This is a genomic window from Streptomyces sp. NPDC047525, assembly GCF_040643025.1.
Lineage (GTDB): Bacteria > Actinomycetota > Actinomycetes > Streptomycetales > Streptomycetaceae > Streptomyces > Streptomyces durmitorensis.
On record NZ_JBEYTL010000001.1, the window covers coordinates 932,077 to 945,741 of the forward strand.

The 13,665-nt window shown below is 70.7% G+C and carries 15 protein-coding genes; 8 read left to right on the forward strand and 7 right to left on the reverse strand.

The features are described 5' to 3' along the window. Positions 1–386 precede the first annotated feature (386 nt). Positions 387–560, forward strand: coding sequence for a hypothetical protein (locus ABZ833_RS04385; RefSeq protein ID WP_361040796.1), 174 nt, complete (start codon positions 387–389; stop codon positions 558–560). A 49-nt stretch (positions 561–609) separates the two neighbouring features. Next, on the forward strand, positions 610–831 hold the full coding sequence (locus ABZ833_RS04390; protein ID WP_190078819.1) for a dodecin: 222 nt from the start codon (positions 610–612) through the stop codon (positions 829–831). A gap of 15 nt (positions 832–846) precedes the next feature. On the opposite strand, the gene ABZ833_RS04395 is transcribed toward ABZ833_RS04390, so the two are convergent. The 4 genes from ABZ833_RS04395 to ABZ833_RS04410 are packed head-to-tail and all read right to left on the reverse strand — an operon-like array spanning position 847 to position 4,496. After that, positions 847–1,335, reverse strand: a complete 489-nt coding sequence (locus tag ABZ833_RS04395) for a hypothetical protein (RefSeq protein ID WP_361040800.1) — start codon at positions 1,333–1,335, stop codon at positions 847–849. A 49-nt stretch (positions 1,336–1,384) separates the two neighbouring features. Next, positions 1,385–2,860: a helix-turn-helix domain-containing protein gene (locus ABZ833_RS04400; RefSeq protein WP_361040803.1), complete on the reverse strand. Its 1,476-nt coding sequence runs from the start codon at positions 2,858–2,860 to the stop codon at positions 1,385–1,387. Continuing rightward, positions 2,857–3,654 carry an SAM-dependent methyltransferase gene (locus tag ABZ833_RS04405; RefSeq protein ID WP_361040805.1) on the reverse strand — a complete coding sequence of 266 codons (798 nt, stop codon included), beginning with the start codon at positions 3,652–3,654 and terminating at the stop codon, positions 2,857–2,859. Before ABZ833_RS04405 ends, ABZ833_RS04400 begins: the two co-directional genes overlap by 4 nt. Next, on the reverse strand, positions 3,651–4,496 hold the full coding sequence (locus tag ABZ833_RS04410; RefSeq protein WP_361040808.1) for a helix-turn-helix transcriptional regulator: 846 nt from the start codon (positions 4,494–4,496) through the stop codon (positions 3,651–3,653). Before ABZ833_RS04410 ends, ABZ833_RS04405 begins: the two co-directional genes overlap by 4 nt. 400 nt (positions 4,497–4,896) lie before the next feature. On the opposite strand from ABZ833_RS04410, the gene ABZ833_RS04415 reads away from it, so the two are divergent. From ABZ833_RS04415 to ABZ833_RS04430, 4 genes are all read left to right on the forward strand, one after another. Then, on the forward strand, positions 4,897–5,106 hold the full coding sequence (locus ABZ833_RS04415; protein ID WP_361040811.1) for a winged helix-turn-helix transcriptional regulator: 210 nt from the start codon (positions 4,897–4,899) through the stop codon (positions 5,104–5,106). Positions 5,107–5,166: 60 nt separating this feature from the next. Continuing rightward, a complete protein-coding gene (locus ABZ833_RS04420; protein WP_361040813.1) occupies positions 5,167–6,222 on the forward strand; it encodes an LLM class flavin-dependent oxidoreductase in 1,056 nt (351 codons plus the stop codon). Between the two features lie 39 nt (positions 6,223–6,261). Continuing rightward, positions 6,262–8,607 carry an excinuclease ABC subunit UvrA gene (locus ABZ833_RS04425; RefSeq protein WP_361040815.1) on the forward strand — a complete coding sequence of 782 codons (2,346 nt, stop codon included), beginning with the start codon at positions 6,262–6,264 and terminating at the stop codon, positions 8,605–8,607. A 193-nt stretch (positions 8,608–8,800) separates the two neighbouring features. Beyond that, the gene (locus ABZ833_RS04430) at positions 8,801–9,673 is read left to right on the forward strand and encodes a glycoside hydrolase family 16 protein (protein WP_361040817.1); all 873 of its coding nucleotides are present in this window, start codon (positions 8,801–8,803) and stop codon (positions 9,671–9,673) included. A 34-nt stretch (positions 9,674–9,707) separates the two neighbouring features. On the opposite strand, the gene ABZ833_RS04435 is transcribed toward ABZ833_RS04430, so the two are convergent. Beyond that, positions 9,708–11,210, reverse strand: a complete 1,503-nt coding sequence (locus ABZ833_RS04435; RefSeq protein WP_361040820.1) for an FGGY-family carbohydrate kinase — start codon at positions 11,208–11,210, stop codon at positions 9,708–9,710. On the opposite strand from ABZ833_RS04435, the gene ABZ833_RS04440 reads away from it, so the two are divergent. Continuing rightward, the gene (locus ABZ833_RS04440) at positions 11,209–11,301 is read left to right on the forward strand and encodes a pentapeptide repeat-containing protein (RefSeq protein ID WP_361040822.1); all 93 of its coding nucleotides are present in this window, start codon (positions 11,209–11,211) and stop codon (positions 11,299–11,301) included. The two genes, ABZ833_RS04435 and ABZ833_RS04440, sit on opposite strands and share 2 nt — an antisense overlap. Positions 11,302–11,316: 15 nt before the next feature. Here ABZ833_RS04440 and ABZ833_RS04445 read toward each other — a convergent pair whose 3' ends face one another. Both ABZ833_RS04445 and ABZ833_RS04450 read right to left on the reverse strand, forming a co-directional pair. Further along, positions 11,317–12,111 (reverse strand): SDR family oxidoreductase, encoded by a 795-nt coding sequence (locus tag ABZ833_RS04445; protein WP_361040825.1) that lies wholly within the window; start codon positions 12,109–12,111, stop codon positions 11,317–11,319. Positions 12,112–12,189: 78 nt separating this feature from the next. After that, positions 12,190–13,104: a helix-turn-helix domain-containing protein gene (locus tag ABZ833_RS04450; RefSeq protein ID WP_361040828.1), complete on the reverse strand. Its 915-nt coding sequence runs from the start codon at positions 13,102–13,104 to the stop codon at positions 12,190–12,192. A 112-nt stretch (positions 13,105–13,216) separates the two neighbouring features. Between ABZ833_RS04450 and ABZ833_RS04455 the strand changes: the two genes are divergently transcribed. Next, the gene (locus tag ABZ833_RS04455) at positions 13,217–13,648 is read left to right on the forward strand and encodes a Rid family hydrolase (protein ID WP_361040831.1); all 432 of its coding nucleotides are present in this window, start codon (positions 13,217–13,219) and stop codon (positions 13,646–13,648) included. Positions 13,649–13,665: the final 17 nt, after the last annotated feature.

Sequence of the window (13,665 nt, forward strand, 5' to 3'; positions counted from 1 at the left end):
TCTTCCTGCGGACAGGGGAAGGTCGGCCCGACGTGGGGGTGAGCTGGTGGCTCGAACGGGTACGGCTGGATTTTGGTCTGTACCAATGGGTCGGTCAAGGGGGAACGGCACCGGGATCGGATATTCCGGTGCCGTTCGTGGGTGGATCGCGGGTGGGACCGCGGGTCGGACGGCGAGCGGGATCAGCTGCCGGGGACGGTGTCCTCGAATGCGGTGCCCGCGCTGCGGTAGCCGCTGACCTGCGCCTTCACCTGGTCCGGCGTGAGGACCTGGTCCTTGACGTGCAGGACGTAGTCGACCTGCTGTCGCCCCGGGGCTCACCCCCGCGCAGGTGGAGTCCGGGTTCTACGCCCACCTCCGCGAGGCCCGCCGCATCCGCCCCGCACATGCCGCGCAGTCCATCGAGCCCACGGTCGGTCGCCGCGGTAGAGGGAGCGCACGTACTCGACGGGGCGGTCCTCGGCTACCGCATCGTCTCGCGGCTCGAACTGGACGGTGCCGCCGAGCACCCCGCGCCCACCGCCTCGCGCACCGCCGCGTGGTGGGGCACGGTGGAGTGACCTCACCCCACAACTGTGAGGTCACCACACGGCGGAGAGGAACACTCTGATGTCCGACCACACCTACCGGGTCACCGAGATCGTCGGCACCTCGCACGAGGGCGTCGACCAGGCGATTCGCAACGGCGTCGCCCGCGCCTCGCAGACGCTGCGCTCACTCGACTGGTTCGAGGTCACCCAGGTGCGCGGCCACATCGAGAACGGCGAGATCGAGCACTACCAGGTGGGCCTGAAGGTCGGCTTCCGCCTGGAGGACGGCGACAGCGCCTGACACCCACGCCAGGCGTCACGTCCGCCCTTCACGCTCCTGAGCGTCCTTCAGCGCGGCGGACGTGCTCGCCCAGCGTGCCCGCACGACCTTGAAGCCCGCCTGCTCCGCCTCGTCGCACACCAGCTCGTCGTCGTCCACCAGCATCCGGACCTCGCGGGACGCGGAGATCCTCCGGAGGATCTCCAGCTTGGTGCGGCGGGCGGGCCGCCGGTCGTCGTTGCGGCGCATCCAGATCCGCCCCTCGGGAAGCCCCTGCGCCGCGAGCCACGCCACGGTGTCCTTGCGGCACCGCTCGGGCCTGCCCGTGAGGTAGACGACCTCGCACTCCCGCCCGCTCTCCAGGGCGAGAGCCACACCCTGCGCCAGCGGCGGGTCGTCCGGCGCCGCCGCGAAGAAGGCGGCCCAGTCACGCGGCTTGCCCTCCAGGAAGCGCTGGCGGTGCGCGGTGTCCGCGAGCGTGCCGTCCAGGTCGAATACGGCCAGTGGCCTGCTGTCTTCCGTCACGCGCCCAGCGTAGGCAATCCCCGGGACGGCGACACCGGGCCCTCGGGGTCTACTGCCGCGGCCCCCGGTAGGTTCTGCCCCCGCGACGCGGCAACGCTGCCTGCGCCTCGCCGGGAGTCGCGATCGTCTCGGCCGCCAGGTGCAGCTCCGCCCTGACCGTCACGGACGACAGGTCAAGGCCCAGGATGCCGCCGCACTTGTTCAGCCAGGCGGTGAGGGTGGCCCTGTGCAGCCCCAGCTCGGCGGCGGCGGGGGCGGTCCTGCCGCGCTGCCCGAGCCAGCAGCGGAGCGCGGTGCGCAGTCGCGTGTCCAAGGGTGCGAGCAGGGCGGAGGCCCAGCGCTCGGCCTGGCCGGAGCCGAGCAGTTCAGGGGGCAGTGGCGTGGCGGGAAGGCGTACGTACATGGCAGCCGGATCGGGTGGTGCCGGGGCGCGCAGGGCCAGCAGCAGCTGCGCCTGGACGGTGGGGCTTTCCAGGTCGGCCGCGAGGAGAGCGCCGATGCCGCGCAGCCGTGAGCGGACCGTGCCCTCGGACACGTCGAGGGCCGGTGCCGCGGCCTGGGCCGAGCCCGACCGCAGCCAGGCCTCCAGGGTCCGGCGCTGGTCACGGTCCAAGGGCTGGAGGACGGCCGCGGACCATGCGGCGAGCCGGTCCGCGGGCAGGACGCGGAGCAGCCCGTGCGCCCCGAGGCCGGCCGCGGGCACGAGGCAGCCGACGGCTGCGCTGTTCCGCGCGGCCCCGGCCTCGGCCCACGCGGTGGGGACCATGTCCAGAGGCGCGGGGTCCGCCGCTCCCCCGGACAGCTGGTGGCGCTCGGCGATCCGGGCCAGGAGCGGGAGCGTCGCGCTCTGGTCGCCCTGGGCGCCGTGCAGGGCGACGACCGCCAGTTCCCTCGTGGCCAGGCTGACCAGCATGCGGGTGGTGGTGTTGCCGAGAGGCGCACCGGGCTGCGCCGCGCGCCACAGGGCCTGGTGCGCGGTGTGGGCGTTGCTGCCGGCGAGCCGGTACACCGTGGCGTGGGTGGCGTGCGGGGTCGTGCTGCCTCCGAGCACGTCGGCGGCCAGACGGTGGTGGCCGCTCAGCAGCAGGTGCAGCGCGGCGCCGTGCAGCCGCTGCTCGGCGCCGCGCGTCTCGTCCGCCTGCCGGGCGAGCACCAGGAGCAGATCGACGGTGATCTGTGCGATCAGGGCGACGCGGGGAGCGGGCGTCGCCTTGCCGGGGCCGAGGACGAGGACGGCATCGGCCGCCGGCTGGATGGTGAGGTGCGGATGGGACCGGGGGTGCGCGGCGGCACGCACCCCCGCGGGCCCGGCGCTGTGCGGGTGGCTGTGGAGGGCGCCCGCCGCGGGGGTCACCAAGGCGGCCCAGCCGCCGGCCAGGGCTGCGGCCTCGGCGATCAGCGCGGCGTCGGAGCGGCCTGCCGCCTGCGTGAGCCGTCGCGCTGCCCGGCAGGGCGGGTCCTCGACGGCGGGGGCGGGCGCGGGCCCCGCGCCGTGCTGCGCGCGGCCCGCCCTGCTCGCCGTCACGGAATCCGTGCGACGGCGCCCCACCCCGCGCGCACGGTGGTGCGGTCCGTGGTGGAGTCGGGCCGCCAGTTCGGCCAGGAGACGAAGCCGGGTTCGACCAGCTCAAGCCCCTCGAAGAAGGCGACCGTCACCTCAGGCTCGCGGAAGATGTAGGGAATCGCGCCGGAGTTGTTGTACTCCTCCTGCACCTTCCGGTGTTCCTCGTCCGAGGCGGTGGAGTGGCTCAGGGCCAGATAGCTTCCCGAGGGGAGTTTCTCCACCAGGCGACGCACGAGGGACAGGGCGTCGTCCCAGTCCACGATGTGCCCGAGGACGTCATTGATCACCAGGGCGACGGGCCGGGTCATGTCCAGCGTCTTGGCCGCACCCTCCAGGACCGCGTCCGTGTCGCGCATGTCCGCGAGCACATAGGCGGTGGCGCCCTCGGGAGTGCTGGTGCGCATCGCGTGCACGTGCAGCAGGACGAGCGGGTCGTGGTCCACGTAGACCACCCGGGATTCGGGGGCGATGCGCTGGGCGACCTCGTGGGTGTTGTTCGCGGTCGGTAATCCGGCGCCCAGGTCGAGGAACTGGCGAATCTTGGCGTCCCGTGCCAGGTGGCTGACCGTGCGCCTCAGGAAGTCCCGTGACTCGCGGGCGAATTGCTCGATCAGCGGATACTTGTCGCGGTAGGCGTCACCGGCCTGCTGGTCGGCGGGGAAGTTGTCCTTGCCGCCGAGCCAGTAGTTCCAGACACGCGCGCTGTGGGCGACGGAGGTGTCTATCTCCGGGGGCAGTTTCGTCGGTTCGGTCACGCCAGTTCCTCTTTCGACTTGTGGGGGTGGGACGCGGCGGTGCAGGAGTAGTCAAGGAGCATGAGGTAGGCCGTCACGGTCTCGTGCGCGTCCCAGACGTCGGCCGTGCCGGGCAGGCCTCCCTCCCGGACCACGTGGTCGGAGATCTCCGGCACCTCGACCCGGTACACGGTCAGCGGCGGTTTTCCCGTCATGGCGTGCGCGGGTCCGTCCAGCGGGTGGACCTGCAAGGTCACTTCGGGGCGCTCGGCTGCGGATCGGAGCGACTCCTTCTGCCCGGCCATGGTCTGTGCGTCCCCTACGCGTGTGCGCAGGGCCGCGGCCGACATCAGTGCCCAGATGCGCGTCTGCTGGGCGTGCAACCGGCCTTGACGCTGCATCAGGAACTCGGTGCGCCGGTCCTTGTCCGCGGGAGACAGGTCCGGGCGCAGGACGTCGTCGACGGCGCGGGCATAGGCCGGGGTGCGCAGCAGGGCGGGGACGAGCGAGGGGTGCCAGGTCCTGATGATGCTGGCCGCGGACTCCACGCTCATCAGGTCCAGCTGCCACGCGTCCATGACGGCACGCCACGGATGCCACCAGCCGGGGCGGTTGGCGGCCGCCAGCTTCCCGAGGAATTCCTCGGTCTCCGCCGAGCCCGCCCCGTACACCGAGAGGAGGGTGGAGACCTGGCCCGCGTCCAGAGATGTCTGGGCCTGTTCGATGCGGCGGACGGTGGCCGGGTGGGCGCCGAGAGCCTCTGCCGCCTGCCGGAAACTCAGGCCCGCCGATTCACGCAGCGTTTTCAGCCGGGTGGCCAGAACGAGATGCGCGACGGTCCTGCCGGATCGTTCGCGGGCCACAAACACCTCCCCCCTTCCCGCACTTACCGCAACTTGTGGATCGTGCACACTCTGTACCTTGCAATCGATGCGCGCAACCCTTTGTATGTCCGTATTCCCCATGTCGAGAGAACCGGATCGAACCAAGCGAAGGGAGGTTCAACTACCCGTGAGAGCACGTAAGTTGAAATCAAAAACAAACGGAACGACTCCGACTCACGCGGGGCTGCCACCGAGTGACGAGCGATATCTGCAGCGAATCCACGACTTTTTCCACTTGTTGAACGGCGAATGGCATTGGGACGTCTTCGTGGCCCTGAATGACCGGCCACTGAAGTACACGGAACTATTGAATACGGTTCGCTTGCAGACCCCTGTCAGCAACTGGCCCGGAAATGCCCACCATTACCTCGAGGAGGGCATGCTGAGCCGGACCCTGCAACGCCTCACGCAGGGAGAACTCATCGAACGCGAACGCGCGATGGACTTCCCGTACGCCACGACGTACCGCCTCGCCGCGCCGGCCCGGGAGCTCCTGACGGTCATGGCGCCCGCCGCCGAGTGGACGGAGGCGCACTCCGCCCTCGTGGTCCGTGTCCAGGGGCTGCGACAGAGGGTGCCCGAGGAGTAGCGGGCCCCGGATTGCACGGCGACCGAAATCACTTTGCCCGCTCCCCGCACGTGACGGATCATGGAGACCACAGAGGAGATCAGTACGCGATCCCCACCGGCGAAGGGATCTCGAGTGGCAGCGACCCGGTTCTCCGTGCTCGACCGTTCCCGCACGCGCGAGGGGCACGACGCCCCCGAGGCCCTGCGCGACACCGTCCGCCTGGCCAAGGAGCTCGAAGAGCTCGGCTATCACCGTTTCTGGGTCTCCGAACATCACGCGGTGCCGGGCGTCGCGGGATCCGCGCCGACCGTCCTCGCCTCCGCCGTCGCCGCCGCGACGCGCACCATCCGGGTCGGCACGGGCGGCGTGATGCTGCCCAACCATCAACCCCTCATCGTCGCCGAGCAGTTCGGGGTCCTCGAAGCGCTCTTCCCCGGGCGCATCGACATGGGACTCGGCCGCTCGGTGGGCTTCACCGACGGGGTGCGCAAGGCGCTCGGCCGGGACAAGCACGACTCGGAGGACTTCGCGGCGCAGCTCACCGAGCTCCTGGGCTGGTTCCGCGGCACGTCGGACACCGGAGCGCACGCGCGGCCCGCCGAGGGCCTGACCGTCCCCCCGTTCGTCCTGGCCATCGGCGAGGGCGCCACCATCGCCGCACAGGCCGGGCTCCCGATGGTCATCGGCGACATCAGGAGCCGCGAGAAGATGCTCCGCGGCATCGAGCACTACCGGACTTCCTTCCGGCCGTCGGAGTGGTCGAGCGAGCCGTACGTCGTCGTCTCGGGCACCATCGCCGTCGCCGGGACGCCCGAGGAGGCCCGCCGCCTGCTGATACCGGAGGCCTGGTCGATGGCCTACTCACGCACCCACGGCACGTTCCCGCCCCTGCCCCCGGCCGAGCGCATCGAGTCACCGGCGATGACGATGACCGAGAAGGAGCGCGGCTTCTACGAATCCGGTCTCGCCGGCCACATCCACGGCACGGAGGAGCAGGTGGCCGACGAGCTCGAGACGCTGATCAAGGAGAGCGGGGCGCAAGAAGTGCTGGTCACGACCAGTACGTACGACCGTGCGGGCCTCCTGGACTCCTTCCGGCGCCTGGCCCGGGTCGCGGGTCTGGCCACGACCTAGAATCGTGGGGTTTGCCCCCGAGTCGCGTACGGAGTCCCCATGCACAGCCCCCACGATCCGTTCGTACGTGTCCGGGGTGCCCGCGAGCACAATCTGCGGGACGTCGACGTGGACATCCCGCGTGACGTCCTCGCGGTCTTCACCGGCGTCTCCGGCTCGGGGAAGTCCTCGCTCGCCTTCGGGACGATCTACGCGGAGGCCCAGCGCCGCTACTTCGAGTCCGTCGCCCCGTACGCCAGACGGCTGATCCACCAGGTGGGCGCGCCGAAGGTCGGCGAGATCACCGGCCTGCCCCCGGCGGTCTCGCTCCAGCAGCGCCGCTCGGCGCCCACGTCCCGCTCCTCGGTGGGCACGGTCACCAACCTCTCGAACTCGCTGCGGATGCTCTTCTCCCGCGCGGGCACCTACCCCGAGGGCGCCGAGCGGCTCGACTCGGACGCCTTCTCGCCGAACACGGCCGCAGGAGCCTGCCCGCAGTGCCACGGCCTGGGCCGCGTCCACCGCACGAGCGAGGAGCTCCTGGTCCCCGATCCGTCCCTCTCCATCCGCGAGGGCGCGATCGCCGCCTGGCCCGGCGCCTGGCAGGGCAAGAACCTCCGGGACGTGCTCGACACCCTCGGCCACGACGTCGACCGTCCCTGGCGCGAGCTGCCGCAGGCGGACCGGGACTGGATCCTGTTCACGGACGAGCAGCCGGTGGTGACGGTGCATCCGGTGCGGGACGCGGGCCGCATCCAACGCCCTTACCAGGGCACGTACATGAGCGCCCGGCGCTATGTGATGAAGACGTTCTCGGACTCCAAGAGCCAGACGCTGCGCGCCAAGGCCGAGCGGTTCCTGGCGAGCGCCGACTGCCCGGCGTGCGGCGGCAGCAGGCTGCGCCCGGAGGCGATGGCGGTCACGTTCGCGGGCCGCACCATCGCCGACCTCGCCGCGCTGCCCCTGTCGGAACTGGCCAAGTCCCTGCACAGCGGCACACGTTCGGAGGCGGCGCGGGTCCTGTCCGAGGATCTCCTCGGCCGCATCGCCACGATCACCGAGCTGGGCCTCGGCTATCTGAGCCCGGACCGCGCCACGCCCACCCTCTCCACGGGCGAGCTGCAACGGCTGCGCCTGGCGACCCAGTTGCGCTCCGGACTCTTCGGTGTCGTGTACGTCCTGGACGAGCCGTCAGCCGGTCTGCACCCCGCGGACACGGAGTCCCTGCTCACCGTCCTCGACCGGCTCAAGGCGGCGGGCAACTCGGTCTTCGTCGTGGAGCACCATCTCGATGTCATGCGCCACGCGGACTGGCTCGTCGACGTGGGTCCGGACGCCGGTGAGCACGGCGGCCAGGTGCTGCACAGCGGCCCGGTGGCGGACCTGGAGAGCGTCACGGGGTCCGCGACGGCCCGCTTCCTCTTCGGCCGCGAGCCCGCTCCGATGCGCCCGGCGCGCACCCCGAAGGGCTGGCTGAAGGTCGGCCCCGTGAGCCGGCACAACCTGCGCGACGTGACGGCCGAGTTCCCGCTCGGCGCCTTCACCGCGGTCACCGGCGTCTCCGGTTCGGGCAAGTCCACGCTCATCGGCGAGGTCACCGAGGACCTCGACGGTGTGGGACGCCTCGTGTGCGTCGACCAGAAGCCGATCGGCCGCACGCCCCGCTCCAATCTGGCCACCTACACGGGCCTCTTCGACGTGGTGCGCAAGGTCTTCGCGGCCACGGACGCGGCACGGACACGGGGCTACGGCGTGGGGCGCTTCTCGTTCAACGTCGCGGGCGGACGCTGCGAGACCTGCCAGGGCGAGGGGTTCGTGAGCGTGGAGCTGCTCTTCCTGCCCAGTACGTACGCACCGTGCCCCGACTGCGGGGGTGCGCGCTACAACCCCGAGACCCTCGAAGTGACGTACCACGGACGGAACATCGCGGAGGTGCTCGACCTGACGGTGGAGGGGGCAGCGGAGTTCTTCGCGCACACCCCGGCCGTCGCCCGCAGCCTGCGGACCCTCCTCGACGTGGGCCTCGGCTATCTGCGCCTCGGTCAGCCGGCGACGGAGCTATCGGGCGGCGAGGCCCAACGCATCAAGCTGGCCAGCGAGTTGCAGCGCGTCCGGCGCGGCCACACGCTCTACCTCCTGGACGAACCGACGACCGGACTCCACCCGGCCGACGTCGAGGTCCTGATGCGCCAGCTGCACGGCCTGGTCGACGCGGGCCACTCGGTGGTGGTCGTCGAGCACGACATGGCGGTGGTGGCGGGCGCCGACTGGGTGATCGACCTGGGTCCCGGCGGCGGTGACGCGGGCGGTCGTGTGGTCGCCGCGGGGCCGCCCTCGGTCGTGGCGGGTGCCGAGGGGAGCCGGACGGCACCGTATCTGGCGCGGGCCACGGCCGAGGCCCGCTGAGGTTGGTACACACCAACTCCTTGACGGCACCCGGGAGTCTGCCTTAAATCAAGTACTGAACAAAGCGTCGGGGTTGATCGCTCGCCGCGTTCAGTTCTCGATGTCGAATTGTCATGCGCATGTCCTAATGGTCGGGCGCATGCCTGAGCACTCGCCCCCCACCCCCCTCGCCACCCCCACGTGAAGCGATGTGATGACAGTGCACACCTCTTGGCGCCGCCGTGCGGCCCTCTCCACGGTCGCCCTGGCCTGCTGCGCCTCGGCTCTGGCCGGACTGCCCGCCGGAGCGTCGGCGGCCCCCTCCCCCACCGGTTCCACGGCGGCCGCCGCCACGTTCACCGACGACTTCAACGGCGCCGCGGGCTCCGCGGTCGACGGCAGCAAGTGGCAGATCGAGACCGGCGACAACGTCAACAACCACGAGCGGCAGTTCTACACCTCGGGCAACAAGAACGCCGCCCTCGACGGCCAGGGCAACCTGGTCATCACCGCGCGCAAGGAGAATCCCGAGAACTACCAGTGCTGGTACGGCCGTTGTGAGTACACCTCCGCCCGCCTCAACACCTCGGGCAAGTTCACGCAGACGTACGGCCATGTCGAGGCCAGGATGAAGGTGCCGAAGGGACAGGGCATGTGGCCCGCGTTCTGGATGCTCGGCGCCGACATCGGCGACGTGGGCTGGCCCCAGAGCGGCGAGATCGACGTGATGGAGAACGTCGGCTTCGAACCGGGCACCGTCCACGGCACACTGCACGGCCCCGGCTACTCGGGTTCGGGCGGCATCGGCGCGGGCTACACCCTGCCCGGCGGCGAGGCGTTCGCGGACAAGTTCCACACCTTCGCGGTCGACTGGTCACCGAACAAGGTCACGTGGTCCGTGGACGGCAACGTCTACCAGACACGCACCCCTGCCGACCTGGGCGGCAAGCAGTGGGTCTTCGACAAGCCGTTCTTCCTGATCCTGAACCTCGCGGTCGGCGGCTACTGGCCGGGCGACCCGGACGGCAGCACGAGCTTCCCGCAACAGCTCGTCGTCGACTACGTCCACGTGACCACCAACAACTAGGCGGCACGCGCTGGTTCACGCGCTGGTTCACGCGCTAGTTGAGGCGCGCCAGCGTGTGCGCGGCTTCGCGGGTCGCCGGATACAGGTCCAGGTAGAGCCCGTAGAGCTGGTCATAGACGGCCGAGGTGGTGGCATCGGGGGCGACCACCTCGACCGTCGGGTTCCAGTGCGCGATGTCGCCCGGCTCGGCGAGCCCGGCACCGACCGCCGCGAGGAAGGCGTCGCCGTACGCGGCGCCGATGGTGTGACGCGGCAGATGCTGCTCGCGCCCGGTCACGTCGGAGACGATCCGGGTCCACAGTGCGCGGGCGCCACCGCCCACCGCGACCAGGCGTTCGGCGGATGCGCCCGCCTCGGTCATCGCTGCGAGATTGTGCCGGACGCCGTACGCGGTGGCCTCCAGGGCGGCCCGATAGAGGTGGCCGCGGCCGTGCCGCAGCGTCAGTCCGTGGATCAGGCCCCGGGCATCGGGGTCGAAGAGCGGGGTGCGCTCCCCCGCGAAGTACGGCAGCATGAGCAGGCCCTCGGCGCCGGGCGGCAACGCCCCTGCCTCCTCGGTCAGTTGCTCGTACGACGTGCCGGTGAGGTCACGCAGCCACCCGGTGACCGCACCCGACGTCGCCATCCCGGCGGCCAGGCAGTACGTGCCGGGGAACGCGCCCGCCGTGCCCCACAGATGCGGGCTGGTCAGCGGCTGAGGCAGGATGCCGACCAGGAACATCGTCGTGCCGTACATGAGCATCAGGTCGCCGGGGGCCGCGACACCGACACCGGCCGCCTCCGCCCAGGCGTCGACCGTGCCCGCCACGACAGGCGTGCCCGCGGGGAGCCCGGTCAGGGCCTCGGCCTCCGGGGTCACGGTCCCGACGACGTCGGAGGGCCAGACCAGTTCGGGCCACTGGAGGCCCGGGGCGATCTCCTCGCAGCGCTCGTCGATCCAGGACCGGGCGGCCAGGTCGTACAGCGGAGTGCACTGGCTCGCCGAGTGGTGGTCGAGGACGTACCGATCGGTGAGGCGGTGCACGAGGTACGAACTGGCCATGTACCAGCGGCGGGTGGCCTGGTAGGCCGCCGGTTCGTGGCGGCGCAGCCACGCGAGCTTCGGGCCGATCGCCTGACTGGTCAGGGGCGAGCCGCAGCGGCGGATGATCTCGTCGGGGCCGTAGCGCTCGCTCTGTTCGGCGATCTCGGCTCCGGCCCGGGTGTCGACGCCGTACAGGATGGCCGGGCGGACCGGCGTGCCCTTCTCGTCGACGGGGAGCAGACAGGGCCCGATGCCGCTCACACCGACCGCGGCGAGCGAATCGCCCGCGGGCAGCGCGGCGAGCAACTCCCTTGCCAGGGAACGGAAATCGGTCCACCACACGCCGTCCGCGTCGTGCTCGAACCAGCCGGGGTGCGGCGTGGACGTCACATGCTCGCGCTGCGCCTGGGCGACGAGCGTGCCGTCGGGGCGGACGAGGACGCCCTTGGAGGAGGACGTCCCGATGTCTACGCCGAGCAGGAGACCGGTGCGGGGCGCGGTGGCGGATGTCATGGCCATCGGGGTCCTGGCTGTCGGGGCACGCCTGTCGAGGGTATGCCTGTCGGGGGCATGCCTGTCGGGGGCATGCCTGTCGGGGGCATAGCTGTCGGGGTCATGGCTACGGAACGATCGAGTCGACGTAGCCGCCGTCGACCCGGATCGCCCCGCCCGTCGTGGCGGAGGCCAGCGGGGAGCTGAGGTAGACCACCATGTGCGCGATCTCCTCCGGCTCGATGAGCCGCTGGATCAGGGACTGCGGGCGGTGCTTGACCATGAACTCCCGCTGCGCCTCGTCCCAGGGCAGCGCGGAGTCGACCAGTTCGTACACGAAGTCCTCCACGCCGCCGGTGTGCGTGGGGCCCGCGATCACGGAGTTGACGGTCACGCCGGAGCCTGCGGCCTCCTTCGCGAAGCCCCGGGAGACCGCCAGGAGCGCGGTCTTCGACATGCCGTAGTGGATCATCTCGGCGGGGACGACGATCGCCGAGTCGCTGGCGATGTTCTGGATCCGGCCCCAGGCACGGTCCTTCATCCCGGGCAGGTAGTGCCGGATCATGCGGACCGCTGTCAGTACGTTGACCTCGAAGTAGCGGCGCCATTCGTCGTCGCTGATGTCGAGGGCGGGCTCCGCGCCGAAGATGCCGAGGTTGTTGATGAGGATGTCCGCCTGCGGAACGGCCGCGAAGACCTGCGCGGCGCCTTCGTCGGTGGAGATGTCACCGGGCGCCGGGAGGAAATCGGCACCGCCGTGCTCCTCCTTCAGCCGCTCGACGGCCTTGTCGACGGAAGCGGCGGACCGTCCGTTGACGGCCACCCGAGCACCCGCCCTGGCCAGGCCGACCGCGATGGCCGACCCGATTCCCTGGGTCGATCCGGTGACGAGGGCGGTCTTGCCGGAGAGATCGACGAGCATGCTGCGTACCTCCTGCTGCGGTGCGACTGGGTGGGCCATCGGGGCGTGGCCCGGCCTTGTCCCCCACGGTTCAGTAGATCACCCCGCGGCTGGGCCATGCAGCTTGCGGTAGGCGGTCGGGGTCACTCCCACCTCTCTGCGGAAGATGGTCCGGAAGTTCGCGGCCGAGCCGAAACCCGTCGCTCCGGCGATCTTCTCGACGGACCAGTCGGAGGTCTCAAGGAGGCGGCGCGCACCGAGGATCCGCTGGAGGACCACCCACTGCATCGGCGGCATCCCCGTCTCACGCGCGAAACGCCGGATCAGGGTCCTGCGCGACAGGAGGCTGTGATCGGCCAGCCGCTGCACGGTGATCGGCGAGCCGATGTTCTCCCTCACCCATTCCCGTGTCGCCCACAGGCTGTCGCGAGGGGGTGCGGGCGCCTCGGTGTACTGCGGCTCGTGCGCGCCACGGACGGAGGAGAAGACGACGTCCTTCGCCACGGCATCCGCGACCGCGGCGCCGAAATCGCTCTGGACGACATGGAGACACGCGTCGATCGCCGCGCCCCCGCCCGCCGACGTCAGAATCGGCCCGTCCTCGACGAACAGCCGGTTCTCGACGACGTCGACGCGCGGGTGGGCCAGGCGGAGTTCATCGGTATGGCGCCAGTGCGTCGTGGCCGACCTGCCGTCCAGGATGCCTGCGTCCGCGAGCGCGAACACACCTGTGCAGACGGCCACGACACGCGCGCCCCGGTCGACCGCGCTCCTCAGCGCTCCGAGGTACTCCTCCGGGACCGGGAGGTGCGGATCTGCGTAACCCGGGACCACGACGACATCGGCGTTCTCCACGCCGGCGAGCGACGACGATCCGCCGCCCGCGTCCCCGCACACCAGGACGCGATATCCCAGATGCCGCCCGAAGACATGTTCAGGGATGCTGACGTCCAGCGCGTAGAAACGCGGCATCGCCAGGACCGCGACAACCGTCTCGCCCTCTGTGGATCGCACCTGTTCCCCCTCATCCTTCGCGCACCTGGCGCCCGCCCCTGGCACGATCCTTGCCGTAAGTGGCACAGCCGACCCTGGCCCACCCCTGAACAGGCCCCATACCGTCGACACCATGAGCAGCACACAGCAAGTCGAACGTTTCGGAGTCCCGTGGGAAGAGACCTACGGGTACGTGCAGGCGGTCAAACGCGGCGACACCATCTACCTCTCCGGCCAGGTGGCCCACAGCGGGACGGATGTCGTGGCACCTGCTCCGGTCAATGATGCCGGACTGGTCACGGACTTCTCCCTGATGGGCGAGCAGCTGCGCCAGTGCTATGCCAACGCGGCGGAACTCCTTCTGCGTTTCGGCGCATCGCTGGACGACGTCGTCGAAGAGGTCATCTACGCACTCGATGTCGACGCGGCCGACGCCGCGGCGGGCCCGGTGCGCAAGGAAGCCTACGGTCGGCCCGACCCGCAGGTGGCGAGCACCATGATCGGCACTTCCCGGCTCGCCTTCCCCGAACTGCTGGTCGAGGTCAAGTTCGTCGCCCGAGTCTGACAATCAGCAAGACGGGG